Origin of the sequence: Hymenobacter nivis (assembly GCF_003149515.1) — a bacterium.
GTDB lineage: Bacteria > Bacteroidota > Bacteroidia > Cytophagales > Hymenobacteraceae > Hymenobacter > Hymenobacter nivis.
Map to the genome: position 1 here is coordinate 975,495 of NZ_CP029145.1, position 25,571 is coordinate 1,001,065.

At 64.9% G+C, this 25,571-nt stretch carries 23 protein-coding genes; 10 read left to right on the plus strand and 13 right to left on the minus strand.

Annotated elements, in window-relative coordinates; translation table 11 throughout:
• Positions 1 to 212: 212 nt before the first annotated feature.
• The 4 genes from gyrA to DDQ68_RS04235 all read right to left on the minus strand — a co-directional run bounded on the left by gyrA (position 213) and on the right by DDQ68_RS04235 (position 6,173).
• Complete coding sequence (gene gyrA / locus DDQ68_RS04220) at positions 213 to 2,786, minus strand: DNA gyrase subunit A (protein WP_109655127.1); 2,574 nt, start codon at positions 2,784 to 2,786, stop codon at positions 213 to 215.
• Between the two features lie 162 nt (positions 2,787 to 2,948).
• Positions 2,949 to 3,200 (minus strand): hypothetical protein, encoded by a 252-nt coding sequence (locus tag DDQ68_RS04225; RefSeq protein ID WP_162549823.1) that lies wholly within the window; start codon positions 3,198 to 3,200, stop codon positions 2,949 to 2,951.
• A 90-nt stretch (positions 3,201 to 3,290) separates the two neighbouring features.
• Positions 3,291 to 3,938 (minus strand): HD domain-containing protein, encoded by a 648-nt coding sequence (locus DDQ68_RS04230; protein ID WP_245897287.1) that lies wholly within the window; start codon positions 3,936 to 3,938, stop codon positions 3,291 to 3,293.
• A gap of 333 nt (positions 3,939 to 4,271) precedes the next feature.
• Positions 4,272 to 6,173, minus strand: coding sequence for a right-handed parallel beta-helix repeat-containing protein (locus DDQ68_RS04235; RefSeq protein ID WP_109655133.1), 1,902 nt, complete (start codon positions 6,171 to 6,173; stop codon positions 4,272 to 4,274).
• A gap of 462 nt (positions 6,174 to 6,635) precedes the next feature.
• On the opposite strand from DDQ68_RS04235, the gene DDQ68_RS04240 reads away from it, so the two are divergent.
• The 5 genes from DDQ68_RS04240 to DDQ68_RS04260 all read left to right on the plus strand — a co-directional run bounded on the left by DDQ68_RS04240 (position 6,636) and on the right by DDQ68_RS04260 (position 10,399).
• Positions 6,636 to 6,884 (plus strand): type II toxin-antitoxin system HicA family toxin, encoded by a 249-nt coding sequence (locus DDQ68_RS04240; protein ID WP_109655134.1) that lies wholly within the window; start codon positions 6,636 to 6,638, stop codon positions 6,882 to 6,884.
• 28 nt (positions 6,885 to 6,912) lie between these two features.
• On the plus strand, positions 6,913 to 7,254 hold the full coding sequence (locus tag DDQ68_RS04245; RefSeq protein ID WP_109655136.1) for a type II toxin-antitoxin system HicB family antitoxin: 342 nt from the start codon (positions 6,913 to 6,915) through the stop codon (positions 7,252 to 7,254).
• 3 nt (positions 7,255 to 7,257) lie between these two features.
• Positions 7,258 to 7,944: a helix-turn-helix domain-containing protein gene (locus DDQ68_RS04250; protein ID WP_109655138.1), complete on the plus strand. Its 687-nt coding sequence runs from the start codon at positions 7,258 to 7,260 to the stop codon at positions 7,942 to 7,944.
• Positions 7,945 to 8,027: 83 nt separating this feature from the next.
• Positions 8,028 to 10,013 (plus strand): AAA domain-containing protein, encoded by a 1,986-nt coding sequence (locus tag DDQ68_RS04255; RefSeq protein WP_245897289.1) that lies wholly within the window; start codon positions 8,028 to 8,030, stop codon positions 10,011 to 10,013.
• 122 nt (positions 10,014 to 10,135) lie between these two features.
• Positions 10,136 to 10,399: a DEAD/DEAH box helicase family protein gene (locus DDQ68_RS04260; RefSeq protein ID WP_109655140.1), complete on the plus strand. Its 264-nt coding sequence runs from the start codon at positions 10,136 to 10,138 to the stop codon at positions 10,397 to 10,399.
• A gap of 121 nt (positions 10,400 to 10,520) precedes the next feature.
• On the opposite strand, the gene DDQ68_RS04265 is transcribed toward DDQ68_RS04260, so the two are convergent.
• The 3 genes from DDQ68_RS04265 to DDQ68_RS04280 all read right to left on the minus strand — a co-directional run bounded on the left by DDQ68_RS04265 (position 10,521) and on the right by DDQ68_RS04280 (position 13,355).
• Entirely contained in the window at positions 10,521 to 11,663 is a 1,143-nt protein-coding gene (locus DDQ68_RS04265) for an SMP-30/gluconolactonase/LRE family protein (protein ID WP_109655142.1), read from the minus strand.
• Between the two features lie 576 nt (positions 11,664 to 12,239).
• Positions 12,240 to 12,575 (minus strand): hypothetical protein, encoded by a 336-nt coding sequence (locus DDQ68_RS04275; protein ID WP_162549824.1) that lies wholly within the window; start codon positions 12,573 to 12,575, stop codon positions 12,240 to 12,242.
• Between the two features lie 234 nt (positions 12,576 to 12,809).
• Positions 12,810 to 13,355, minus strand: coding sequence for a histidine phosphatase family protein (locus tag DDQ68_RS04280; RefSeq protein ID WP_109655148.1), 546 nt, complete (start codon positions 13,353 to 13,355; stop codon positions 12,810 to 12,812).
• A gap of 186 nt (positions 13,356 to 13,541) precedes the next feature.
• On the opposite strand from DDQ68_RS04280, the gene DDQ68_RS04285 reads away from it, so the two are divergent.
• The 3 genes from DDQ68_RS04285 to DDQ68_RS04295 all read left to right on the plus strand — a co-directional run bounded on the left by DDQ68_RS04285 (position 13,542) and on the right by DDQ68_RS04295 (position 15,937).
• Positions 13,542 to 14,225 (plus strand): response regulator transcription factor, encoded by a 684-nt coding sequence (locus DDQ68_RS04285; RefSeq protein WP_109655150.1) that lies wholly within the window; start codon positions 13,542 to 13,544, stop codon positions 14,223 to 14,225.
• 88 nt (positions 14,226 to 14,313) lie between these two features.
• A complete protein-coding gene (locus DDQ68_RS04290) occupies positions 14,314 to 15,666 on the plus strand; it encodes a sensor histidine kinase (protein ID WP_162549825.1) in 1,353 nt (450 codons plus the stop codon).
• An 82-nt stretch (positions 15,667 to 15,748) separates the two neighbouring features.
• On the plus strand, positions 15,749 to 15,937 hold the full coding sequence (locus DDQ68_RS04295) for a hypothetical protein (RefSeq protein WP_109655153.1): 189 nt from the start codon (positions 15,749 to 15,751) through the stop codon (positions 15,935 to 15,937).
• A gap of 58 nt (positions 15,938 to 15,995) precedes the next feature.
• Here the strand turns inward: DDQ68_RS04295 and surE are convergent, their stop codons facing one another.
• On the minus strand, positions 15,996 to 16,898 hold the full coding sequence (gene surE, locus DDQ68_RS04300; protein WP_109655155.1) for a 5'/3'-nucleotidase SurE: 903 nt from the start codon (positions 16,896 to 16,898) through the stop codon (positions 15,996 to 15,998).
• Positions 16,899 to 16,974: 76 nt separating this feature from the next.
• On the opposite strand from surE, the gene DDQ68_RS04305 reads away from it, so the two are divergent.
• Entirely contained in the window at positions 16,975 to 18,741 is a 1,767-nt protein-coding gene (locus tag DDQ68_RS04305; RefSeq protein ID WP_109655157.1) for a M14 family zinc carboxypeptidase, read from the plus strand.
• A 94-nt stretch (positions 18,742 to 18,835) separates the two neighbouring features.
• Here DDQ68_RS04305 and DDQ68_RS04310 read toward each other — a convergent pair whose 3' ends face one another.
• A complete protein-coding gene (locus DDQ68_RS04310; protein ID WP_211320225.1) occupies positions 18,836 to 19,357 on the minus strand; it encodes a DUF5996 family protein in 522 nt (173 codons plus the stop codon).
• Between the two features lie 244 nt (positions 19,358 to 19,601).
• On the opposite strand from DDQ68_RS04310, the gene DDQ68_RS04315 reads away from it, so the two are divergent.
• Positions 19,602 to 20,288, plus strand: coding sequence for a 2'-5' RNA ligase family protein (locus DDQ68_RS04315; RefSeq protein ID WP_162549826.1), 687 nt, complete (start codon positions 19,602 to 19,604; stop codon positions 20,286 to 20,288).
• A 30-nt stretch (positions 20,289 to 20,318) separates the two neighbouring features.
• Here DDQ68_RS04315 and DDQ68_RS04320 read toward each other — a convergent pair whose 3' ends face one another.
• The 4 genes from DDQ68_RS04320 to DDQ68_RS04335 form a co-directional block, all read right to left on the minus strand.
• A complete protein-coding gene (locus tag DDQ68_RS04320) occupies positions 20,319 to 21,563 on the minus strand; it encodes a bifunctional 3,4-dihydroxy-2-butanone-4-phosphate synthase/GTP cyclohydrolase II (protein WP_109655160.1) in 1,245 nt (414 codons plus the stop codon).
• A 147-nt stretch (positions 21,564 to 21,710) separates the two neighbouring features.
• On the minus strand, positions 21,711 to 22,934 hold the full coding sequence (locus tag DDQ68_RS04325) for a glycosyltransferase (protein ID WP_109655162.1): 1,224 nt from the start codon (positions 22,932 to 22,934) through the stop codon (positions 21,711 to 21,713).
• A complete protein-coding gene (locus tag DDQ68_RS04330) occupies positions 22,934 to 24,169 on the minus strand; it encodes a glycosyltransferase family 4 protein (protein WP_109655164.1) in 1,236 nt (411 codons plus the stop codon). The genes DDQ68_RS04325 and DDQ68_RS04330 overlap by 1 nt, the downstream gene beginning before the upstream one ends.
• A gap of 29 nt (positions 24,170 to 24,198) precedes the next feature.
• Positions 24,199 to 25,374: a glycosyltransferase family 4 protein gene (locus DDQ68_RS04335; protein ID WP_109655166.1), complete on the minus strand. Its 1,176-nt coding sequence runs from the start codon at positions 25,372 to 25,374 to the stop codon at positions 24,199 to 24,201.
• Positions 25,375 to 25,571: the final 197 nt, after the last annotated feature.

The following is a 25,571-nucleotide window of genomic DNA, read 5'->3' on the forward strand; positions in this document are numbered from 1 at the left end:
TGGAAAACAGTTGCGCGCCGAAGCGCGGTGGCTCCGGGCGCGACGCGCCCGGCAGGGTGAAGGAAAAAAAGCAGCGCCCGGTGCACCCGCCGTCCGCGGGACCGGACCTACCTAAAGCGCAAAAAACGCGCCGTTGGCTGCTCAAAAGTAAAGGGAGCGCAGCAAATGCCCCGCCCCCTCCTACTTTTTTTGCACAAAGACCTAACGCGACCCTAGTCGGCGTCGTCGGTACCCAACGCGTCAACTGTGGCGTCGGGTGCCAGCGGGGCGACCACGGAGGCCTCTACCGCATCGTCGGGGCCCCCAGCGGGCAACCCGTCAACCGATTCCACGGCTTCGGCGTCGTCGGCCGTTACTTTGGCCACCGACGAAATAGCGTCGTTGGTGCCAATTTTCAGCAGGCGCACGCCCTGAGTGGCGCGGCCGATGGTGCGCAAGTCGCTCATACGCAAGCGAATGGTAATACCCGACTTGTTGATAATCATCAAATCGTCCGTGTCGTTCACATCTTTAATGGCCACCAACGGGCCGGTTTTGTCAGTAATGTTCATGGCCCGCACGCCCTTGCCACCGCGATTGGTGATACGGTATTCGTCGAGAGCGCTGCGCTTGCCGTAGCCGTTCTCACTCACCACCAGCAGCTCCTGAGTAGGGTCGGCGATGCACACCATGCCCACCACCCGGTCGCCGGGGGCCTCAGATAGGGTAATGCCGCGCACGCCGGCCGCCGCCCGGCCCATGGTCCGCACCTTGGCTTCGTTAAAGCGTACGGTGCGGCCCGAGCGCAGGGCCAGCACCACTTCGGCGTTGGGGGCCAGCAGCTGCACGTCGAGGATACGGTCGCCTTCGTTGATGGTGATGGCGTTGATGCCCGCCGTGCGGGGCCGCGAATAGGCCTCCAGCGGGGTTTTTTTCACCGTGCCCTGCTCGGTGCAAAACATGAGATAGGTGTTCTCCAGGTAATCCGGGTCCTTAAGGCCCCGCACGTTGAGCACCGAGCGAATCTTATCCTCGCGCGGAATCTCAATCAGGTTCTGGATGGGCAAGCCCTTGGTGGCCTTCCCGCCTTCCGGAACCTCGTACACCTTCAGCCAGAACACACGGCCCAGCTCAGTGAAGAAGAGCAGGTACTCATGGGTGGTGGCCACAAACATGTGCTCCGTGAAGTCGTCCTTCTTGCTCAGGGCCCCACGAGCCCCCAGGCCGCCCCGGGCCTGGGCCCGGTACTCGTCCAAGTTGGTGCGCTTGACGTAGCCCTCGCGGCTCACGGTAATGACCATGGCCTCGTCGGCAATCATGTCCTCGGTCGAGAAATCGCCGCCGGCATAGTTGATGTCCGTACGGCGGGCGTCGCCGTAGCGGTCACGCAACTCCAGTAGCTCGGTTTTGATGATGCCGCGCTGCAGCTCCTCCGAGGCCAGCACAGCCTGAAAGTGATCGATCTCGCGCATCAGGCCCTCGTACTCGGCCACGATTTTGTCGCGCTCCAGACCCGTGAGGCGTTGCAGACGCAAATCGAGAATGGCGCGGGCCTGCACCTCGCTCAGGGCGAAGCGGGCAATGAGTTGGGCCCGGGCCAGGTCGCCGTCACGCGAGCTGCGGATCAGAGCAATAACCTCGTCGAGGTGGTCGAGGGCGATGAGCAGGCCTTCGAGAATGTGGGCCCGCTTCTGGGCCTCGGCCAGCTCGAAGCGCGTGCGGCGCACGACGACTTCGCCGCGGTGCTCCACGAAGTAGTGAATCAGCTCGCGCAGGTTCAGCGTCATCGGCCGGCCCTTCACCAGGCACACATTGTTCACGCCAAACGAGCTTTGCAGCTGGGTATACTTGTAAAGGTTGTTGAGCACCACTCCCGGCACGGCGTCGCGCTTGAGGTCGTACACAATGCGCATGCCGTCGCGGTCGCTCTCGTCGCGCAAATCGGCAATACCCTCAATTTTCTTCTCGTTGATGAGCGCGGCCGTCTTCTCGATCATCGACGCCTTGTTCACCATGTAGGGAATCTCGGTAACAATGATTTGCTCCTTGCCGGTTTTACTGGTTTCAAAGCGGGCTTTGGCGCGCATCACCACCCGGCCACGGCCAGTTTCGAAGGCCTGGCGCACGCCCTCGTAGCCGTAAATGGTGCCGCCGGTGGGGAAGTCCGGGGCCGTAACGTGCTCCATGAGCCCGGCCACGCTGATGGTGGGGTCCTCCAAATAGGCAATGATGCCGCTCACGACCTCCGTGAGGTTGTGGGGGGCCATGTTGGTGGCCATGCCCACGGCAATGCCCGTAGTACCATTGAGCAGCAGATTCGGCAGCTTGGCCGGCAGCACGCTCGGCTCCTCCAGCGAGTCGTCGAAGTTGGGCTGAAAGTCCACCGTGTCCTTGTCTAGGTCGCCGAGCAGCTCGTCGGCGATGCGTTTAAGGCGGGCCTCGGTGTAGCGCATGGCGGCCGGCGAGTCGCCGTCGATGGAGCCAAAGTTGCCCTGGCCGTCCACCAGCGGGTAACGCAGACTCCAGTCCTGGGCCATGCGCACCATCGTGTCGTACACGCTGCTGTCGCCGTGCGGGTGATACTTGCCCAGCACTTCGCCCACGATGCGGGCCGATTTCTTGTGGGCCTTGGTGTAGGATACGCCCAGCTCGCTCATGCCGTAGAGCACGCGCCGGTGCACGGGCTTGAGGCCGTCGCGCACGTCGGGCAGCGCCCGCGAGATGATGACCGACATCGAGTAGTCGATGTAGGCCCCGCGCATCTCGTCTTCGATATTGATCGGAATGATTTTTTCGCCGTCTGCCATACCAGGTGAAAGAGCGGCCCGCCGGGCCCCACCGGGGCCCGCGCCGGCCGCGGGGTGAAGTGAACGCCGTCGTGTCGTTACGCCCGCCAAGGTACGCCAAAAAGCCCGTTCTAACAAGCCAGGCGGGCCTTTTGGTGGGGCTCCAGGGGCCCTGTCCTGTGCTTACTTCAGGGGCTTGCTGCGGTCGTTGAGGGGCTTGGCTCCCGAGGGCCCCGAGACACGGATTTTCTCGCCCACAGCCGGGTTTTGCTTCTTCCACAGCGGCTGGCCGCGGTAGGTAGTGCCGTTGTGCAAGTGCTTCTTGCGCACGTGGCACGACTCGATGGGGCAGGTGCGGCAGCCGGCAGCGGCCAAGGCCAGCAGCCCACCCAGAGCCAGGGCCCGCAAACGGCAGGGAACAGTAGAGATGGCCATAGCGATAAGAATAAGTGGGAGCTGAAACGTAGCAAAGGTAGCCGCCCCGCTCCTACCCGCGCGCCGGCCGGCTGGGACCCCAGCAAGGCCCTACGCCTCCCCGTCCCACTCGGCCAGGAACTGCGCCACGAAGGCTTCCATGTAGGCTTGGCGGCCGGCGGCGAGGATCCGGGCAGCGGGGGTTTGCAGACGCTCGTGCAGGTGCAGCAGCTTTTCGTAAAAGTGGTTGAGCGTGGGCGCGGTGCTTTGCTTATAGCTCTCAAACGAGGCGTGGGCCACCGGCGGCACGGCGGGGTCATGCAGCGGGCGGCCCTTATGGCCGCCGTAGGCAAAGGCCCGGGCAATGCCCACGGCCCCGATGGCGTCGAGCCGGTCGGCGTCCTGCACCAGGGCAGCCTCCACCGACGACACCGGCGTGGGCACCCCCAGCCCCTTGAAGGACACCTCGCGAATGAGCGTTTCCACCCGGCCGATGAGGGCATCCGGAGCCCCCAGGCCAGCCAACCAGGCGCGGGCAGCGCGGGGCCCGGCCTCGTAGTCGCCGCCGTGGGCTTTCCAGTCGGCCACGTCGTGCAACAGGGCCCCCAGCTCGGTCAGCTCCGCGTCGGCCCCGGGCGAATCGGCCGCCAGGCGCCGCGCCAGCGCCCACACCCGGTGGATGTGGGCCCAGTCGTGGCCGCTGCCCTCGTGGCGAAACTTCTCTTCAATGAACGCGGCGGTTGGGGCGATATAATCCAAATGTGTAATAAGTAGAAGGTGACGCAACGACTCACCGCATTGCCTTGCCAGGGGCAAGTTTACGAACGAGTTTGTGGACGAGGGCCGTAAATATTGGGATTCATGGCCGCCCAATCGAATAATTACTGTGAAGATACTCCCCCAGGTAGCACCGATGAGCATTAACTCAATACTCAAATGTATAATTGAAAAAAGTAGCGGGTATTATGCATTTGAATAATAACTAATGTATTTAGTATAGCTCCGGCAGTAGCGCGCGCTTCGCGCTCACCAGGCAGGCCCGCTAGCCCCGCGGGAAACTGCGCCTTTTGCTACGGCCGGGTAACAGCCCCCCTACCGCTGGGCCGGCGAAGGCGGGGCCAGCACGGCCGCGGGCGACACCAGCAACTGGCCGCGGCCTTCGGTGCGCACGGTGGCCAACGGGTCGCGGACGTAGTAGGCCCCGGCTTCCACCACCAGCTGGCCGGCCACCACCACGCGGGCGTAGCGGCGCAGCTCCAGGGCCCCGCCCCGCTCGATGACCAGCCGGGCGGTAGGCCCGAGGTAGAGCGTGGCCGTGTCGCCGGGCGCGGCGGCGGCCAGTGCCAGGGCGTGCCCCGCTCCCACCGCCACCCGGGCCGAATCGGTGGGCCGGCTGGAGCCCCGGGCCACGTCGAAACGGCCCCGCACGAGGGTAACCGCCCCGCGCACCCGCAGCTCCAGCCGGCCCGGGGCCCACAGCACCGCCGGCAAGGGCGCCCGGACGTCGCCCAGCACCAACGCCGGCGGCGGACCCGGGGCCCCAGCGGCCGCATTGGGGCCGGGGCCGGTGCGGAACACAGTGGTGCCGCTGAACACCGGGCCCGCCAGCAGCAGCGCCGGGCCCGGGGCCACCGGGGCCCCGGGCGCGTTCCACTCAAACGTGCAGCCGCGGAAATGAAATGCGGCGGCCGAATCGGCCGCGTCTGCGGCCAGCGGCACGGCGCGCAGCAAGGCCCCGTGGGTGGCAACAAAGCGGCAGCCGGCGAAGCGCAGGCCGCGGGCGTGGCGATCGGAGAGCAGCAGGCCGGGGCCCAGGGCCGGGCGGCCGGCGTAGGACCGGTCTTCGAAGGTGCAGCCCACGAAACGCGTGGCCTCAGCGGCCGTGGCGGCGGCGCAGCCGTGCACAAAGGCCCCGTACACCCGGCAGTTCTCAAACGTAAAGCCCGGCTGCGTTACCCACGCCGACCAGTTGGTGGTGCCCCAAAGCGTACAGTCCACCAGCCGCACGTCGGCCGTGGCGGGGGGGTGCGAGCCAGCCGGCCGGTCCGAAACCAAGCCCTGGCCACCATTGTCGACGAAGCAGCAGCCCACAAAAGCCAGGTGGGCCACAGTGCCGCCCTCGGGCTCGACGTCGACGCCCGCGGCGGGGTTCGAGAACAGGACCCGGCCCAGGCCGGCGTTGCGGGCCCGGGCCGTATGGCTGAAGCTGCAATGATCGGCCCGGAAGCCGTGCACCCCTGTCAGCGAGAGACCCTGGCGGCCGTTGTAGTCGAAAGTGGAGTTTTCGAAGCGGATGTTTTCCCGCGCCGGGTCGGCCAGGCCGGTGGCCAGGTGGTTGAGCACCTGCGCGCCGTCGCGGCCGAAGTGGTGCACGGCAACCCGGCGCAGCGTCACCCCGCGCGAATCTGTCACGAACACCCCGTCGAAGGGCAGCTGGATGCCGGTGTCGCCCCAGGCGCCGCCCACCGCCAGCTGCGGGCTGTTGCCGTTGAGGGCCAGATCGGCCACCACCACGTTTTCGCAGCGTTCCAACCGCACGCACGTCCCGCCGCTGGCCGCGTAGGCCCGATCGGTGAAGTAACCCGGCGGCGGCTGAAACACCCGGCCGGTGGCGGGGTCGAACGAGCCGTAGCGCAGGCCGGCGGCGTACCGAATCTCAGTGCGGGCGCTGTCAGCGCCCGCCACCGTGAGGTTGCGGCAGCCCACCAGTGGCAGCACATCGGCCCCCCAGCGGTAGCCGTTAGGACCAACCGCCTGCTGGCCCACCACGTACACGCCCCGCGGAATGAAGAGCAGCGCCGGCGCATCGCCGCCGGGCCCCTGGGCCCGCTGGTTGAAAAACGCCGCCGCCCGCACAAACGCCGCCTGGTCGTTGGTACGGCCGTCGCCCACCGCCCCGAAGTCCTTTTTCAGGTCTTTGCGCAGCATAGCCAAGGGCCCCGGCCGGGGCCCGGCGGCCAGCAGCCCAAGCAGCAAGAAAACGGGGAAGCGCATAGCGAAGCGGCAGCAAGAAACTCGGGGAAAGCCCAAAGAACGTAGCCCCGGCCCGCCGCGGTGCCAAAAGCCAGCACTTAAGTGTTGAGCCGTTCGCTGGTAGCTACCAGAGTTGTTCCTAAACAGGACTTACGCACCGGGGCATCCAGTAGCCCCAACAGGATGGCCCAAACGCCAGGGCCACCGCCACCAGGCTTTTCGCGCTTTCGGAGGTGGGCACGGCAGGCGGCGCGGCGGCAGCCACCTTCACCGGCTTGTCGGGTTTGGAATAGGTGCTACCAGGCGGGCAGCGCCAGGAAAGCAGCGGCGGGGAGGATGGATGAAAGGCGGCGCACGAGGCAGGGAATGGGTAGAATATTCCTTACACGGTGGATTGGGGGCGGGATTAGCTAAATTTCCCAAATTTTGCACAGCACGGCATTTTGTCTACCTTTAGCAACCAAAATTCAGGTGCATTGGTTAGTGGCCCAACTCGATAAACTGCGGGCCCGGCTCTGTGCCAAGCCCAAGGATTTTACTTGGGACGAGCTGGTGAAGCTGTTGGCGGCTTTCGGCTTCGAGGCCCTGGGCAAGGGCAAAACGGCGGGCAGCCGCCGGCAATTTTTCAATCCGGCGACCCAGGTTGCCATCAGTATGCACAAACCGCATCCGGGCAACATTCTCAAAGAATACCAACTCAAGGAAATTATCACCCTGCTGGGCATTTGCTGACTTTCCGCTACTTTATCCTTATTCACTCATGGAAAACGGACTCATCTATAAAAGCTACGTCGGCTCGGTACAGTACAATGCGACCGATGAGATTTTCCACGGCAAAATCGAAGCCATCACCGATTTGGTGACGTTTGAGGCCGATTCGGCCAAGCAGCTCCGGCCCGAGTTTGAGCAGGCTGTGGACGATTATCTGGCGCTGTGCGCCGCGGTAGGCAAGGCCCCCAACAAGACCTTCACGGGCAGCTTCAACGTGCGCCTGGGCCCCGAGTTACACCGCAAAGCCGCGCTGGTTTCTACGGGCCGAGGCATCAGTCTCAACCAACTGGTGAGCCAGGCCGTCCGCCAATTTGTGACGCAAGGTGAATGAGTCATGGCTATCAAACCCATCTGCACCGAGGCTGACTATCGCGCTACACTGGCCCGCGTAGAAGCCATCTTTTTGGCTCAACCCGGCAAACCGGAATTTGACGAGTTGGATACTCTTACTATGACTATCGAAGCCTACGAGGCCCAGCACTATGCCATTCCCAAACCTGTAGAGCACGAGTTCAATCAGACAAACACAGGTCCTATAATTGGCTATCTGGCTTTACTCGGACTGTTTTTTTGCGTCTGTACCTTAGTAGGATGCCATGTACCGCGCACAATTCATGTCACGAGCTATACTCAGGGCAAAAAGTTAGCGGCGGGATACGAGCGGTACTATACCCCACGTCAAAGGGCCACTTGTTGGCTGGGGCCGCCGCCCGCATCCTGCACCCGTCTGCGGCGAACGAATCCTACCAAACAAGCCATTATATTGGGCCAAGTCGATGAAATATTGGAGAATGGAGGATTGATACCCGCTCCTGTCACCCTTATCAAAATCGACCAATTCCGCACATCTGCCGATGCAGCAGGGCGGTATGTACAGGTAGTAAGCCCGGGCCGGCACACCGTACAGGCAGGATGGATAGGGCTACTCTGGTCGAAAGCGCCACCGTTACAGATTGCGCAAGGCGATTCCGTGCGCATCAATTTTCAGCTGATGCCCGATTTTAGGCCCCTGATAGATTAAGGCCGTCATTTTTCGCTGGTATCCCCACCACACATTCCCCCTTTTCGTTGTTACCCTTCGTAACGAAATCAACCCGCTTTCTTTTGACTGAAACTACCCTCCCCCCCACCGACCCTTACGCCATCGAGAAAGAGCTGCGCCAGGTGCAGGCCCTGATGAAGCTGGAACAGCAGGAAGACCTGGTGCAGTTCAAGCTCAAAAACGCCAAGGCCAGCATTCAGGAGCGCCAGCAGCGGGGCCTCACCTGGTACCCGGTCACCATCACCAAGGAAGACGTGGGCTTCGGCGGCAAGGTGGTACTGGAGCTGGAGCGCCCCGCCGGCCAGCAGGGCCTGCACCTGTTTCAGGTGGGCAAAAACGCCTCGCTGTTTGGCAACGTGGCCGGGCGCGCGGCCACCGACCGGCCTACCCTGAGCGGCGTGATTACCAGCGTGCGGCGCAACAAGCTACTGCTGGCCACCACCAAGGAAGACCTGCCCGACTGGGTGACCGAGGGCCACAAGCTGGGCATCGACCTCACCTTCGACGAGGTGAGCTACCGCGAGATGGACTACGCCCTGGGCAAGGTGATGGGGGCCTACGGCGACCGCCTGGCCGAGCTGCGCGACATCCTGCTGGGGGCCCGGCCCGCCCGCTTCCGCGCCGAGAAAGCCGACGATATTTTTTACCCCAGCCCGCTGAACGATTCGCAGCAAGCCGCCGTGCGCCACGTGCTGGCGGCGCAGGACGTGGCCATCGTGCACGGCCCCCCTGGCACGGGCAAAACCACGACGCTGGTGCAGGCCATTCTGGAAACCATCCGGCGCGAACGGCGGGTGCTTGTCTGCGCGCCCAGCAATACGGCCGTAGATTTACTGACCGAAAAGCTGGCCGAGCGCGGCGTGAACGTCATCCGCATGGGCAACCCCTCGCGGGTGTCGGACCTGCTGCTCGAGCACACGCTCGACGCCCAGGTAATGGCCCACAAGAGCTACAACGAGCTGCGCAGTATGCGCCAAACGGCCGAGCAATACCGCGAAACGGCCGGCAAGCACGTACGCAACTTTGGTTGGGAAGAGCAGCAGCAGCGCCGCATGCTGAAGGAAGAAGCCCGGGCCCTGCACCAGGCCGCCGACGATTTGGAGCGCTACATCACGGAGGATTTGCTGGAGCAGGTGCAGGTGATTACCTGCACGCTGGTGGGGGCCTCCAACCGCAACATTCGCCACCTCACCTACGAGACGGTGTTCATCGATGAGGCCGCCCAGGCCCTGGAACCCGGCTGCTGGATTCCCATCAGCAAGGCCAAGCGCGTGGTACTGGCCGGCGACCACCACCAGCTGCCACCAACAGTGAAAAGCGAGAAAGCCGGGGCCCTGCGCGAAACGCTGTTCGAGAAAGCCATCAAGCGCCAGCCCGCCGCGGCCCGGATGCTGACGGTGCAGTACCGCATGCACGAGCAAATCATGCAGTTCAGCTCCGACCAGTTTTACGACGGCAAACTGACGGCCTACGCCACCGTGCGCCACGCCGGCCTGGAGAACTACGACCTGCGCTTCGCCCCCGACCTGCCGGTGGAATTCCTCGACACGGCCGGCTTCGGCTTCACCGAAATCACCATCCCCGAAAGCCGCTCGACGGCCAACCCCGAGGAGGCCGACTTGCTACTCAAGCGCTTAGCCCAATTGCTGGAGCCCTACGACCCCGCCGACCACGAGGACGACCTGCTCAGCATCGGCGTGATTGCACCGTACCGCGCCCAAATCAATTACCTGAAGGACGCAGTGGAGGAAAACGACGAGCTGAACGGACTCATGACTCATCGGATGCTCAGCATCGGCACCGTCGATTCGTTCCAGGGCCAGGAGCGCGACATCATCGCCATCAGCCTGACACGCAGCAATAACCACGGCGAAATCGGCTTCCTGAGCGACGTGCGCCGCATGAACGTGGGCATGACCCGCGCCCGCCGCAAGCTGCTGCTCGTGGGCGACTCCAGCACGCTCAGCGCCAACCCGTTCTTCAAACGGCTGCTGGCCTACATCGAAAGCATCGGCGGCTACCGCACCGCTTGGGAAATGCAGGATTAGGGCCCCGACCTAAAATACTCCCCAGGCAGGGCGATTACCCAGGCACACCCATTTCTGTGGCCCCATCTTTTTCCGCATCCCCCGGCCCTTCCCAGCCCAGCCCACAGGGCTTCCAAAACATTATGCTCGTGCACGGCGCGTTGGTGGACGGCTCCGGCTGGGCCAAAACTATTCCGCTGCTGAAAGTCGAAGGCTACCGCGTGACGGCGGCACAAAACCCGCTGACCTGGCTGGCCGAGGACCGTACCGTGAACCCCGACATGCAGCATGCTATTGCGCAGAAAATTAATGCCACGACACGCACGGTGCCCGGCAGCCACCTATTTTGTCATAATGCAGCCGGCGCTGGTGGCCGCCGCCATCATCGAAGCCACGCGGCAGATTAGTGCTTAACCGCACGCAGCCAGCGCCTACAAAACGAGCCCCACCTTCCCGCCGGTGAAAACTGGCGGGGAGGTAGGGCCCGTTTTGGGTAAGGGCGGCGGCAATGCTACGCCCCGGCCCGCGCTACTTCAAGTCGATGACCGACTCGGTGTGCGGAGCGTCGGACTTCTTGTTGACGAAGTGCTTACTAGGGTCGTCGTAGTTGGAGATAATCAGCTGCTTGCCTTTGAGCAGCACTTCAGCCGGCTGGTCGAGCAGGCCGTTGGCCCCATCGGTATCGCCGTTGCGCGAGAGCACCGTGTGGGCCCCGCTTTTCAGGCCCACCACGTCGATGGCGTTGAGGCGCGAACTGCAAACGTAGGCCTTGTCGGTTTTACGGTCGATGACCAGACCATCGATGCACGGAATTTTCGCACCCTGCACGGTCACTACTTCCTGGCTGGCGTAGGTGCCGTCGGGCTTCAGCTTCACCCGGTAGAGCTTGCCGTCGCCGTACGAGCCGGTGTAGAGGTTGCCCTGGCTATCGTAGTCGATGCCGTCGGCCCCGTTGTCCACTTCCGTCTCGTTCACGGCCGTCGTGAACTGAGCCAGCACGTGCGGGTCCTTGGTTTTGGGCACGAGGTGGATGGTGCCGGGCTTGCTCAACTCAGCCAAGGTGAAGTGCATAATAGCGCTGCCCTTGTCGTCGCTGGGCATGTCCCACTGGCTATCAGTCACGTACAGGTCGTTACCTTTCCACACCACGCCGTTGGCCAAAGCAAATTTGTCCACCACCGTTTCGATGGCTCCGGGCTTGCCGCCCGTCATGCGCACCCGCATCAGGCGCGATTTAAAATCCTTACTGTTTTCGTACTGGTTTTCGGCGTAGTACAGGTTACCGTCGGGGCCCAAAGCCAAGTCCATGGGGGCAGCTTTTTTGGTAGTCGGCTCCACGGGCAGGTTGTTGATGAACGGCTGGTAGCCGTTGGCCGTCAGCTCCACGATGCGCGCCGGGTACTGGTTATCGGCCAGATTAGGAATCGACAAAAACACCCGGCCGTCGGGGGCCAGGGCCAGGCCATCGGGCGTATTCAGCGAGTCAGGGAAGGTGGCGAGCAGGCGGGGCGTGGCGCCGATGCGGGCCGTATCGGCCTTCTTAATGGCGTCGGCGGTTTGGTCGGTGGCCTTGGCATCGGCATTCTTTTTGGCCGATTGCTGAGGCCCGCAACTGGAGAGCAGGGTGCCGCTGGTGAGCACGGCCGCCCAAATGGATGGTGAAATTTTCATTTAATCTTCAGAATGACAATGAGTTAATTGTACGTCTTTCACTGACCCGCCGTTATTGTTCAGCTTGCATATTTTTTGGGATGAGCCGTAGTAAAAAGCCCTTCAGCCAATGGCTGAAGGGCTTTTTACTACGGCTCAGGGCCCCGTCACAGGCAGTTAGTTAGCGCCGTGCGGGGTCTTATCCAAGGCTGGGGCCGACGCGTAGTCGTGCTTGCCGCTGCGGTCGCCATTGTAGCGGCAGTTGTGGTTCCCCTTACCGTTGGATTAGCCGATACTATGGATAGTATGGTCATCGTCCAGCTTCACGCCCAGGCCGTCGGCTACGCCGCGGCCGGGTTTCTCGTCCACCTTCAGCCACGGCGCCGGCTGGCGCTTGGTAATGGTTTACTAGGGGCCCCTCGATGCCGTCTACGTGGCCCACGATGTTCTTAATTGTGTCTCCCTGGGCTTTTGCACCCAGCAGGCGGAACGGGTCGCCAGGCTGGGTGTAGTGGTCGTCGTCGCCGGGGGCGTTGCGGTCAAAGCGGGCGGCGTGGATAGCCTCAATGAGGTAGGCATAGTTGCCCGCATCACTCCTTACCTTTCGTCTGGCAACTCGTAGCGCACGGCCATCAGGTGGCCCTGACCATCGGTGTGATCTTCGTGCAGTTCAAACGGCAATTGCTTGCCGGCGGGACTCGTCCAGGTGCCCGTGAGTACCGCACCGGCAAACTGACTGGCCTCCCAGCGCCCAGTGAGCGTGCCGGGGCGCGTTGTGTCAGCTTCTGCCAGCACCAGGGACCGCTGCGGATAAAATGGCCGGAGGCCGTGCAGCACCAATAGGCCGGCTGGGTGCCGGTCGTAGGTATAGCTGCCTTCGCATACAGTAGCAGCATTGCGCGAATTATCGATCGGCCCGATAGTTAGTTCCACCGTCACGGGCTGGCCGCCTACGGTGCCCCGATAGCAATGGTAGCCAGTAAAGAGCGGCTTATCCGCTCGCTCAACCGTGCTGGTATCTTTGGAAACAACGGCCAGAGCCTACCCGGCAGCGGCAGTCGGAGTGGTTTTGTCGGGGGCAGTGTGGCAGCTGGCCAGCAAGGACACGGCATCGCTCAGCAGTGTAAAGCAGAGGTTTTTCACGCGCCGAAACTACGGCCAGGCTTGCTATTTTGCCCCGTAGTGGCGCACGCGCACCGTGGCGGGGCCCTGGGCCGGCACGCGCACCTCGAACAAATACCTGTATTCGTCGTCGCCGATAGCGGCCATTGGCGCGGGGGCCCCCAGCGCGGCCAGCAGCGGTAGCAGCGTGTTGGAATGGCCCACCACCACCACGGCCCGGCCGGCGTAGGCGCGGCGCAGCGTGTCGGCCAGCGCCCCCGGCTGCCGGGCGTCGTAGAGGTACGGGGCCAGGCCGGTGGCGGCGGCCAGCGGGACAAGGGTGGCGCGGGTGCGCAGGGTATTGGTGGTGAACAGCGCCGCCGGGTGCACCCGGCGCAGGGCCCTAGCCAGGGCCCCGGCGCGGGCCCGGCCGGCGGCCGTCAGGGGCGGGTTAGGTCCGCGCCGGGGGTAAGATCTTTGTCGGCGTGGCGCACCACGTACACGGTAAGAGCGGGCGGCGCGACGGGCGCGGCGGCTAGACCCGGCCGCCAGCACCAGCAGTAACAACAGGACCCACGCGGCGCGCAACGTCCAAGGCTTCGTGACATTCATGGCATTGATGGCAAACAGAATAAATGCGTGATGGGGGCCAAAGAACGGGGAATTGGGGCCCCAACGCGTGCCCTAAAAAAATTTCTTCATCAAATCGACAGCAAATCTTCATCTTTATCTAACCATCACGTACCGAATGTTGTACCGCCGATGCGGCTTCTCTCCCATTTCCCCCCTACCCCAGCCATGCACGTTCTGCTTGTCGAAGACGAAAAAAGCCTCCACCAGGAAATGCGGCAGTTCCTGCGGCAGGCCCAGTACCTGGTCGATTCGGCCTTTACCTACTCCGAAGCTTCGGAGAAGCTGTTCGTCAACAGCTACGATTTTGTGCTTCTCGACCTGGGCCTGCCCGACGGCGACGGCCTCGATTTGCTGCGCGAAGCCCGGCCCCGCGAGGGCCAGGAGGCGTCGTTCATCGTGCTCACCGCCCGCGGGGCCCTCGACGACCGCATCCGCGGCCTCGACCTGGGCGCCGATGATTACCTGCCCAAGCCGTTCTCCCTCTTGGAGTTGACGAGCCGGATGCAGGCCATCACGCGCCGCAAGTTTGGGTTGAAGCGCACGGAAATCACGTTCGGCGATGGCTTCAGCCTCGACTCCACGGCGCGCATTGTGCGCCAGAGCGGCCAGGAGGTGCCCCTCACCAAAAAAGAGTTCGACCTGCTGCACTACCTGCTGCTGCACCGCGGCCGGGTGCTCACGCGCCTGCAACTCGGCGAGCACCTGTGGGGCAATGTGTTAGAAGACGATTCCGACTCGAACTACATCGACGTGCACATCAAAAACGTGCGCAAAAAGCTGGCCCTGTTCGCCCCCGCCGACTTCCTCGAAACCGTGCGCGGCATCGGCTACCGGGCCTCGGAGGCGTAGGCGGCCGGCGCTCATCAGAAAGAACGTCATGCTGAACGCAGCGCAGCATGACGTTCTTTTTGCATTCTTTAAAGTTGTACCTCATCCGATGCGCTTAGAAACCAAGCTGGCCCTGTTCAACGCGCTGTCGAAGCTGCTGCTGGTGCTGCTGGGGGTGCTGCTAATCACGCCCATTGTGCAGCGGGTGGCAGTGGCCCACACCGACCAGCGCCTCCACGAAAAGAAGCTGGAGGTGCTGGCCCTCGTGCAGCGCGACGGCCTGGCCGCCTTCGTGCGCGCCGAGCGCAGCGAAACCTATGCCGACTACAACCTGCTCAAGCAGGAATACATCAGCATCACGCCGCTACTGCTGGGCCCCGGCAGCCCCACCGAACGCGTATTTGAGGAGCGCCGGCAGGTGGACAATGAGGTGGAGGACTTCCGCATCCTGAGTTGCGTCGTGCCGGCCCAACGACCGGACGGGCGGGCGTTTCGGCTCGAAATTGGCTCGTCGCTGGGCACTCTAGAGCTGCTCACGCACACGCTGCGGCAGCTGGCGCTGTGGGTGCTGGTGGCCGTGGCGCTGGGCACGGTGCTCACCGACGTGGCCTTTGCCCACTACCTGCTGGGGCCCCTGCGCGAGCTCACGGCCCGCAAGCTGCGCGGCATCCGGCAGCCGTCGGAGTTTTCGTTTGCGCCCATCGCTACCGGCACCACCGATTTCCGGCGCCTCGACGACGGCCTGAACGCGCTGATGCGCCAGATTCAGTCGGCTTTCGAAAAGGAGCGCGAGTTCATGAGCAACGTGAGCCACGAGCTGCTCACACCAGTGAGCATCCTGCAGTCGCGCTTCGAGAACATGCTGCAAGACCATACCTTGCCCGAGCAGCACGCCCGCCAGGTGGTGGAGTCGCAGCGCACGCTCTACCGCCTGCGCAACACGGTGCGCACGCTGCTGCTCATCGCCAACATTGAGAACGAGCAGTACCTGCGCGACGAAGTGGTGAGCCTCACGCAAACCGCGCGCGATGTGGCCGAGGAACTCGAAGACCGCCGCCAGCAGCGCGACATCAGCCTGGCCGTGGACCTCGAACCCGACTGGGTGCTGCGCCGCGCCAACGCCACGCTGCTGCACACGCTGCTGCGCAACCTGCTGGCCAACGCCATCAAGTACAACCACATGGGCGGCACCATCCGTATTGTGGGGCGGCCCGTGCTGGCCGGCGGCTACGCCCTGCGGGTGGAGGACACGGGGCCCGGCATCGCCGCCGAGCACCTACCCCACTTGTTCGACCGGTTCCGGCGGTTTTCGGCGCCCGGCCCGGGGGCCCCGGAGGGCTACGGCCTGGGCCTGCCCATCGCCCAAACCATTGCCGCTTTCCACGGGGCCACGCTGCGGGCCGAGTCAGTGCTGGGCCAGGGCACGGCCTTCGTAGTGGAGTTTGGGCCGGCAGCGGGCTAGGGCGCTGGCGCCGCGATTCACGGAGGCTTCACCCACTGGGTCCTAGCTTCCTGCCGTGGTTGCTGCCCCTACCCTTCGGGTTATGAAATACGTGTTTTTCCTTGCGCTGGCGCTAGCGTTGGTGCTGGGCGTGGTGGCGACGGGCCGCCACCGGGCCCGCGCACGCCGCCCTACGCCAGGTGCGCCGGTAGTAGTGCGCAAGTCGGCCTGGGGCCCCGGCCGGCCCAAAACCGTGCGGACGGTGCGCGCGGCGGCCATAGAGCGGCCATAGAGCGGCCATAGAGCGGCCCTAAGGTTGTTGACTACCGACCTGTAAGTTTGGAATTGCTCTATTTCCCCCCGTGGGTTCCCAGTTCGGGCGCGGCAATGCCGTAGTCTTCGGCCGGAATGGGCTGAGGTGGCGTAACGGCGGTGCTGGCGGCGGGCAGCGGCAGTTGCCACTGCTGGCTGAGGAATTCCAGGCCGCGGTAGGCCGTAAAATCGAACTGGCAGGGCACGATGGACACGTACTGGTGGGCCAGGGCCCACTCGTCGGTGTCGGTGCCGGGGTCGAGGTTCACGAACGAGCCGATGAGCCAGAAGTACGGGCGCTGGTAGGGGTCGTGGCGCTCGTCAAATTCTTCCTGCCACTTGGCGCGGGCCTGGCGGCAGAGGCGCAGGCCGGCCACGGGCCCGGCTGACTTCTTGGGAATGTTCACGTTCAGGGCCGTGCCGGGGGGCACGCCGTGGGCCAGGGCATGCTGGCAAATCTGGGTAACCCAGGGCCCCACGTGCGAAAAATCGGCGTTGTCGCCGTACTCGCACAGCGAAAAGCCGATGGCCGGCAGCCCCTCGATGGCCGCCTCGATGGCCGCCGACATGGTGCCCGAGTACAGCACGTTCACCGAGGCGTTGGAGCCGTGGTTGATGCCCGACACCACGAGGTCGGGCGTGCGGTCTTTCAGCACGTAGTGCTTGGCGATTTTCACGCAGTCGGCCGGTGTGCCCGAGCACTGATAGGCGGCCACGTCGGGCCCAAACACGCGGTTTTCCGTCAGGCGCAACGGCTGGCCGATGGTGATGGCGTGGCCCATGCCCGACTGCGGCGAGTCGGGCGCCACTACCACCACTTCGGCCCCCAGGGCCTGTACGATGCGCACCAAATGCCGGATGCCGGGGGCGGTGATGCCGTCGTCGTTGGAAACGAGGACGAGCGGACGAGGAGCGGCGGAAGCGAGGGGCGAGTCGGACATGAGAAAAGCAACGGTACTGGGCACAGGTACGCGAGGGCCCCGGGTGCGGTTCGGCTTTTTGGTGGAATTTGCAGCCATGTTCGCTTTACTCTTCGCCGCCCTGATGCCTGCCTTCGCCCCCGCCCCACCGCCCGCCCCCGCCTGGCGCACTCCGTTTGAGCTAGATCCGGCCCGCAACACCACCGCCACCCACGCCGAGTGCGTGGCCTACTACCAAAAGCTGGCCGCCGCCTACCCCGGCCATATCAGCCTACGCGAGGCGGGCCCCACCGACTGCGGCCTGCCACTGCACGAGGTCGTGCTGTCGGCCGACGGCGACACCGACCCGGTGCACCTGCGGGCCCTGCACCGGCCGGTGCTCTTCATCCAGAACGGCATCCACCCGGGCGAGCCCGAAGGCATCGACGCCAGCATGATGCTGGCCCGCGACCTGGTGCAGCAGCCGCGGCTAGCCAAGCTGCTGGTGGGCGTCACGGTCGTCATCGTGCCCATTTACAACGTGGGTGGGGCCCTGAACCGCAACGCCACCACCCGCGCCAACCAGGACGGCCCGGCCAGCTACGGCTTCCGCGGCAACGCCCGCAACTTCGACCTGAACCGCGACTACGTGAAGCAGGACACGCGCAACGCCCGTTCGTTTGCGGCGCTGTTTCAGAAGTGGCAGCCGGAGGTATTCGTGGAAACCCACACCTCCAACGGGGCCGATTACCAGTACACGATGACGCTCATTCCGACCCAGCCCAGCAAGCTGGCGCCGGCCCTGGGGGCCTACCTGCAACAGCAGCTGCTGCCCGCGCTATACAAGGGCATGGACCAGAAAAAGTGGGCCATGACGCCGTACGTGGACTTTGCGGGCGAAACGCCGGAGAGCGGAATGCAGGCGTTTTTGGAGAGCCCGCGCTACTCCACCGGCTACGCGGCCCTGTTCCACACCATCGGCTTCATGCCCGAAACCCACATGCTGAAGGCCTTCGGGCCCCGCGTGCGCGCCACCTACGACCTGCTGCTAACCATACTCGAAACCGTGCAGCGCCAGGCCCCCGCCCTGCTGGCCGCCCGTGCCGGGGCCCTGGCCGCGCAGGCCACCCAAACCACCTTCCCCCTGGCCTGGGCCCTGGACGATAAGCCGAGCGAAACCGTGCAGTTCCGCGGCTACGAGGCCGGCCACCGGCCCAGCGAAGTCAGCGGCCAGCCGCGCCTGTACTACGACCGCGCCCGGCCCTACACCCGGCCCGTGCCCTACACCAACACGGCCCACCCCACGGCCACCGTGGGGGCCCCCACGGCCTACCTCATCCCGCAAGCCTGGGCCGAGGTGGTGGACAACCTGCGCCGCAACGGCGTGCAGCTGGAGCGCCTGGCGCAGGACGTGACCGTGCCCGCCGAGACGTACTACGTGGAGGATTTCCAGACCGTACCCCGCGCCTACGAAGGCCATTACCTGCATAGCAAAGTGCGCCTGCGCACCGTGGGGGCCCCCGTGGCCTGCCGCGCCGGCGACTACGTGGCCCGCGTGGCCCAGCCCGCCGCCCGCTACCTCGTGGAAACCCTGGAGCCCCAAGCCACCGACTCGTTCTTCGCCTGGGGCTTCTTCGACAGCATTTTGCAGCAGAAAGAGCACTACTCCGACTACGTGTTTGAGGACCTGGCCGCCGACCTGCTGCGCCGCGACCCGGCCCTGCGCCAGCAGCTCGAAGCCGCCCGCCAGGCCGATGCTAAGCTGGCCACCAGCGGCCCCGCCCAGCTCGAATGGGTGTACCAGCACTCGGCCTACCACGAGCCCACCCACAACCGCTACCCCGTGGCCCGCTGGTTGGGGGCTGGCGAGCTACCCACGGAGTAGCCGTTGAACGACCGTGCAGCCGCACGGACTTGCAGCGTCCGCGCTACCCTATTTCCAGCCCTTTCCGGTTCCAGTGGGCCAGAGCGGCGGCGGCTTAGTATGTATTCTGGCAGAAATCGAGTACGGCGATGCGGGGGTCGGGAGCGGTGCGGACGGCTTCGTAGGGCAGCAGGAATTTGCCCATTTCGGTGCTGGACGCGGCCGTGGCAGGCTGCACGGGGGCTCCGGCGCTGGTGAAGAGCCGCAGCCGATAGGCCCGAAAATCGAACAGCACCTCAAACGAGCCGCCAGCGCAGAGCACGGTCCCCGTGCTGAGGCCCCGGGGCGTGACGCAGAACGTGGCCTGCCACCATTGGTTGAGCAAGGGACTGAGGGCCAGGCGCGTTTTGCACACCACCTGCGCCAGCGGTGCAGCGTGTCGCGGGTGGGGGCTCAGGCAGCGGCGGGCAGGGCGGGCCAGGCAGCAGCAGCGGAGCAGCGGGCAGGGCGGCAGGAAGTTAGTGCGGGCGGCAGGGTAAGCGCCACCGGCCGGGGCCCCGGCGACGGCCAGCGGCGTAGAGCAGTTTGCGGACCGGGCCGAGGCCGTGTATGGCCTGCGCCGTGCGCGCGGCGGCATTCTTCGGGTTCGTGCTGGCAGGGGCTTTTGGGATAGAAAGTCTCGGCTGCACGCCCACAACGGCCTGGCCTTGCGGGATGTGCCGGAAATGGCGCGGGAAGCCCTGCGCCCCGGGGCCCCGCGTGCTGGCGCGGGAACTGCTGGCCACGTGGGGCCCCGGAGCGGAACAGCCCGCGTATTTTGGGCCGAGGCGCAACCTTTGGGGCCCCGGACATCACAGCCGGGGCCCTAAAAGATGCCCCGCATGAACCTCCAAGCGCACTACGACGCCATGCGCGCCGCCGCCGTCCACCGGCTGGCGCATGGACAAGCCGAGCTGGACCCCTTGATTGATTCACCGGATGACGACCGCCGCGGCATCACGCTGCTGGCGCGGCCCCCGGCCCGCATCACAGCCGCCATCGAAACTATTATGGCTGATTTTCGCCGCGCCGAGCCCCAGCAGTACTACTACCCGGCTTCCGACGTGCACCTCACCGTGTTGTCCATCATCTCGTGCTACCGCGGGTTCGCGCTGCCCATGATTGACGCCGCGGCGTACCGGGCGGCCGTGCGCGAGATTGTGGGGCCCGTACGGCCGTTCGGCGTCACCTTTTCGGGCCTCACGGCCTCGCCGGGCGGCATCATCGTGCAGGGCACGCCCATCGGCCCCGGCCTGGCCGAGCTGCGCGACCGCACCCGCGCCCACTTCCAGCACTCGGCCTTGCAGCAGTCCATCGACCAGCGCTACAGCATCCAAACGGCCCATTCCACCATCATCCGCTTCCGGGCCAACATCCTGTACACTAAGACGCTGCTGGCTAAAATCGAAAAATACCAGCACCACTTCATCGGCACATTCGAAGTGGACGAAATAGAGCTGGTATTCAACGACTGGTACCAGCGGGCAGCAAGTACCGTTCTAATGGAGAAATATTCCCTGTTTAAATAGCCTCTTAGTGCTTGTACGCTGGCACCGCTTTTAAGCCGCCGGGGCCCCGGCGCTGGTCACCAGGGCCGCCTCGGCGTCGCGCAGGATTTCGTGGCCCATTTTGTCGCGCTTAGTGGCCAGGTAGGTGGCGTTGTGCGGGTTGGAGGCAATTTCGATGGGCACGGTTTCCACCACTTCCAGGCCGTAGCCGGCCAGGCCGGTGCGCTTCTTGGGGTTGTTGGTGAGCAGGCGCATCTGGCGGATGCCAAGGTCGCGTAGGATGGCGGCGCCCACGCCGTAGTCGCGCTCATCGCCCCGGAAGCCCAGGTCCTCATTGGCCTGCACCGTATCGCGGCCCTGCTCCTGCAACTTGTAAGCTTTCAGCTTATTAATCAGGCCAATGCCGCGGCCTTCCTGGTTCATGTACACTACCACGCCGCGGCCCTCGTAGTCGATTTGCTGCATGGCCTGGTGCAGCTGGGACCCGCAGTCGCAGCGGCACGAGCCGAAAATATCGCCCGTGATGCACGAGCTGTGCACGCGCGTCAGCATCGGGGCCGGGTCGCTGAGGTCGCCCTTCACCAGGGCCAGGTGCTGGGCCCCGTTCGAGCGCTGGGTGTAGGCATAAAGGTCGAAATCGCCCCAGGCGGTGGGCAGCTGCACCGAAATCTCGCGCTGAATCAGGCTCTCCTGCGCCAGGCGGTACTTGATGAGGTCCTGCACCGAAATCAGCTTCAAATCCCACTGCTTGGCCACTTTTTCGAGGTCGGGCAGGCGGGCCATCTCGCCGTCTTCCTTCAAAATCTCGACCAGCACGCCGGCCGGTGCGAAGCCCGCGAGGCGGGCCAGGTCCACGGCCGCTTCGGTATGGCCGGCGCGGCGCAGCACGCCCTCGCGGCGGGCCTTAAGGGGGAAAATGTGGCCGGGCTTGCCCAGGTCTTCGGGCTTGGTGGTGGGGTCCACGAGGGCCCGGATGGTTTTGCTGCGGTCGGAGGCCGAGATGCCGGTGGTCACGCCATTCGTCAGCAAATCCACGCTCACCGTGAAGGGCGTGGCGTGCAGGGCCGTGTTGCGGCCCACCATCAGCTCCAGGCCCAGCTCGTCGCAGCGCGCTTCGGTGAGGGGCGCGCAAACCAGGCCGCGCCCGTGGGTGGCCATGAAGTTGATGATTTCGGGCGTGGCGGCCTCGGCGGCGCAAATGAAATCGCCCTCGTTTTCACGGTCCTCGTCGTCCACTACGATAACGACTTTACCGGCGCGCAGGTCCGCAATGGCGGATTCAATGGTATCGAGCATGGAATAAATTACTGAATTGCTAATTGATAAATTGTTGCCAAGGGCCAGGCCAGTGGGCGGTGTGGACAAACAAACCGGCGCGGTCCTGCCCGTTTGCTTGTCAGCGCTGCGCAAACATCCTTCTCAACCGCCCAAGCCGCCGCGAAGTTACCCCCGGCCCTCCGATGCCCGTTGAAACCGCTGCGTGGGCTGCCACACCGGGGGCCCCGCGCCGCGCAGGTAGCGCCAGCCGCCAAGCAGCAGCGCCGCGTTCATGCTGTAGAAGTGGGTGACGAAGCGCAGCTTCCGCGAGTGCCGGCCCCGGCGGCGCAGGGCCCCGTCGAGCAGCAGCAGCGCCGGAACTACCAGTTGGCCGGCCAGGGCCAGTTGGTAAAACCAGCCCGCACCCCGCGCCACCAGCCCCGCCGTAGCCGCCAGCAGCGCCAGCAGCAGCGCCGGCGTGAGCCAGCGCAGCACCTTATGCGACCAAAACGCAAACGCCACCCCGCGCCACGGCGGCCACAGCAGGGCCCGGAACTCTTTCAGGTTCTGGAAATTGCCGGTGGCGATGCGCGCCTTGCGGCGGAACTCTTCGGGCAGGTGGTCCGACACGTCCTCGTAACAGTGGGCCCGCAGCTCGTTGATGGCGCGGTAGCCGGCGCGCAACGCGGCCAGCGTTACGTAAAAATCATCGACCAGAAACGCGGCCGGGGCTGGAAAATAAGCCGCCCGGCGCACCGCGAAACAGCCGCCGAAGGCCCCCATCATGGCCCCCCACACCACGCCCTCCTGGTACTTTATTTGGTTTTCGCGCTCCAGGTAGGCTTTTTCCTGGCCGGAGATGCCCGCCGCCCCGTGCGCGGGGTTGAGGATGTGGCCGCCCACCACCCCCACGCGCGGCTGGCGGAAGTGCTTGGCCAAGTGGTAGAGCGTGTCGGGGGTAAAAAATACGTTGGCATCCGTCAGCACCAGCACCGGGGCGGTGGCTTGCCGGCCCAACTGCTCCACCACGGCCGGCTTGCCCCGGCGCTGGGCGTGGGCCACTACGTGCAGCTGCGGGTGCCGCCGGGCCAGTTTTTCGAGCAGGGCGTTGGTGTCGTCGGTGGACGCGTCGGACCCCACTAGCAAGCGTATTTTCTCTACCGGGTACGTGGTGGCGAAGGTGGACCGGACTTTTTTCTCGATGACCGCTGCCTCGTTGTGGGCGGCCAGCAGGACGTCGATTGCCGGCAAATCGGGGTCTTCGGGCCCCCACACAGCGGCGTTCTGGGACTTATTACGCGCCCAGCGGGCCAGCAGCCACGGAAACAACACGTAGCTGTGGGCCACCAGCAGCAAGCTGCCCCAAAACACGGCGGCCAGCACCAGCAGCACCAGGTAGGAGCCCGGCATCACGGGGCGGGCACGGCTTGCCCCGTCCCGAGTTGCGCGTACAGCGCCTCAAATCTTTCCGTCACCCGGTTATTGTCGTACACATCGGCGGCGGTGCGGGCGGCGGCGGCCCCGAGGGGCCCCACGGGCAGGCGGCCGTGGTAGTAGTCGCGCAGGGCGGCCTGCCAGGCGGGGGGCCCGTCGCGCAGCACCACATCGTGGCCGTCGCGCACGGCAATGCCTTCGGCCCCCAGGCCGGTGCTGAGAATGGCTTTGCCCAGGGCCATGCCCTCGATGATTTTGACGCGCATCCCGCCACCGCTCAGCAGCGGCACCAGCATCAAATCGTATTGCCGCATGAAGGCGGCGGCCGAGTCCACGAAGCCGTGGATGAACACGTTATCCGTGCGCGGGGCCAGCAAGTGGGGCGGCGTGCCGGTGCCGGCCACGTGCAACTCCAAATCGGGCAGCTCGGCGTGCACAGCGGGCCACACCTCGCGCAGCAGCCAGTCGAGGCCCTCCAAGTTGGGCAGCCAGTTCAGCGAGCCAATCATGAACACGGAGCGCAGCCGGGGCTCAATAGCCGGGTCGGGCTGAAAGGAACTCATTTCCACGGCCGCCGGAATCAGGGCAATGGGCTCGGGGCAGCCCAGCTCCTTCAGGCGCACAATATCTTCTTCAGTAATAGCCGCTACGCCGTCAAAACACCACAGATATTCTTTCTCAAAACTACGTAGCCGGGTAGCTAGCTGGCTTAAATACCGACGTTTCGCCGAATTTTTCTCGCCCTTCGCGAGTCGCTCCCAGATGACATATTCAATATTGTGGGCACGTAGTACACTCACGGTCCTTTCAGGCGTCAATTCTTCCGAAGCCAGCCACTCGTGGTACCAAGCCATATAAGTGCCTTCGTACTGTATTACGTCAAATTTTTCGGCCTGAATTAGTGCCACCAACGCGCCGATTACCTCCGAGCTGATAAACCGCTCCACGTTGTAGGGCATACCGGAAAACAGCAAGTTTCGCAGCGCCTTCAGCGGCTTGAGGCGCGTGTCCACTGCCACCGTTACCAGCCGGAAATTGGGGCCCAGGTGGGCCAGGGCGTCGGCGGGCTGGTAGTGCTTGGGGGTGTTGATGGCTAACATCGTGACGCGGTGGCCGGCGCGCAGCAGCCCGGCCGTGATGTTGTAAATCCCGATGGCCCCGCCGTCGTGCAGCGGAAATGGCACCCGCGGGCTTACTTGGAGAATGTGCATGGGCGGCGAAGATAAGCCGGGGGCCCTCCCTACGCCGGGCCGGGCGCCAGGGCGGCCTGCACGGCTTGCCACAGCACTTCGGCGCTGCGCACCCACGAAAAGCGGGCCACGTTAGCCAGGCCAGCGGCCCGCAGGCGCGCCCGCAGCGGCGCGTCGTGGCTAATCTGGGCCAGGGCCCTGGCAATAGCCGCCGGCTGGTGCGGGTCGCAGAGCAAGGCCCCGGCGGAACCGCCCGCCACCTCGGGCAGCGACGACAGGTTGGACGTGATGACCGGGCAGCCGCTGGCCTGGGCCTCCACCACGGGCAGGCCAAACCCCTCAAAGAAAGGCACATACACTGTGGCCAACGCGGCCGCGTACAGGCCCGTCAGCTCCTCCTCGCCCACGCGGCCCGTGAAGCGCACGGCGGCCCGCACGGCCGGCGGCAACTGCTGGTAGGCCTCAAAAATGGGCCCGGCCCGCCAGGCCTCACGGCCCACCACCAGTAGCTGCATATTAGCCCCGGGCCCCGCCAGGTCCTCCCCTGCCGCCGCGGCCTTAAACAGACCGAACGCCCGTAGCAAATTCTCCAGGTTTTTGCGCGGTTGCAGGGCACCCACGAACAGGAAATACGGCTGCCCCCCGCTGAATTGCGCCCGCACGGCCGCTTGCTGCGCCGGCGGCTGCGGCCGGAAGTGCGCGGCCGGCGCGTTGTAGGCCACCCGAATGCATTCCGCGGGCAGGCCAAACTGCTCGGCCACGTCGCGCCGGGTAGCCTCCGACACGGCCACCAGCTGCGCGGCGGCGCGGGCGAAGCGCGGCAGGAAGTACGCGTAGTAGCGCTGCATGAGGCGGCCCACGTCGTGGGGACGGTGCAGGTAGGCCAGGTCGTGCAGCACCAGCACGCGGGGCACGCGCGTGCCCAGCACCGTGAAGGATTCGGGCGAGAGCAGCACGGCCGGGCGGTGCCGCCGCAGCCACCCGGCCACGGCACCCTCGTACCAGGCCAGGATTAGCAAAGGGTGGCGCGCCGGGGGCCGCAGCACATGGGGCACCACGTTGGGCCCCAGCAGGTAGCGCGGGTCGTAGAACCGGTCGAAGAGGAAGTGAAACGTGCACTCCGGGTGCTGGTGCACCAGGCAGCTTAGCGTTTCAAACGTGTAGCGGCCCAGGCCCTCCAGCTGGTTGCCGGGCAGCAAAAAGCGCGTAGTGACGGCGATGTGCATGAAAGAAAAGCAACGAAAAAATACTGGCGGCCGCCACCTGCGCCGCGAAGGAAGCGGGTTTAGCCGCCCCCGGGACCCCGTTGGGGCCCCGGGCCGGCTGGCTACCTGACGGCCCCGCCCCGCCCGCACCGGCTGTCCACCCACCCCGATAACCCCGTCGTCGCGGGCAACCACTCATTTACTCCGAGCAAACCCAG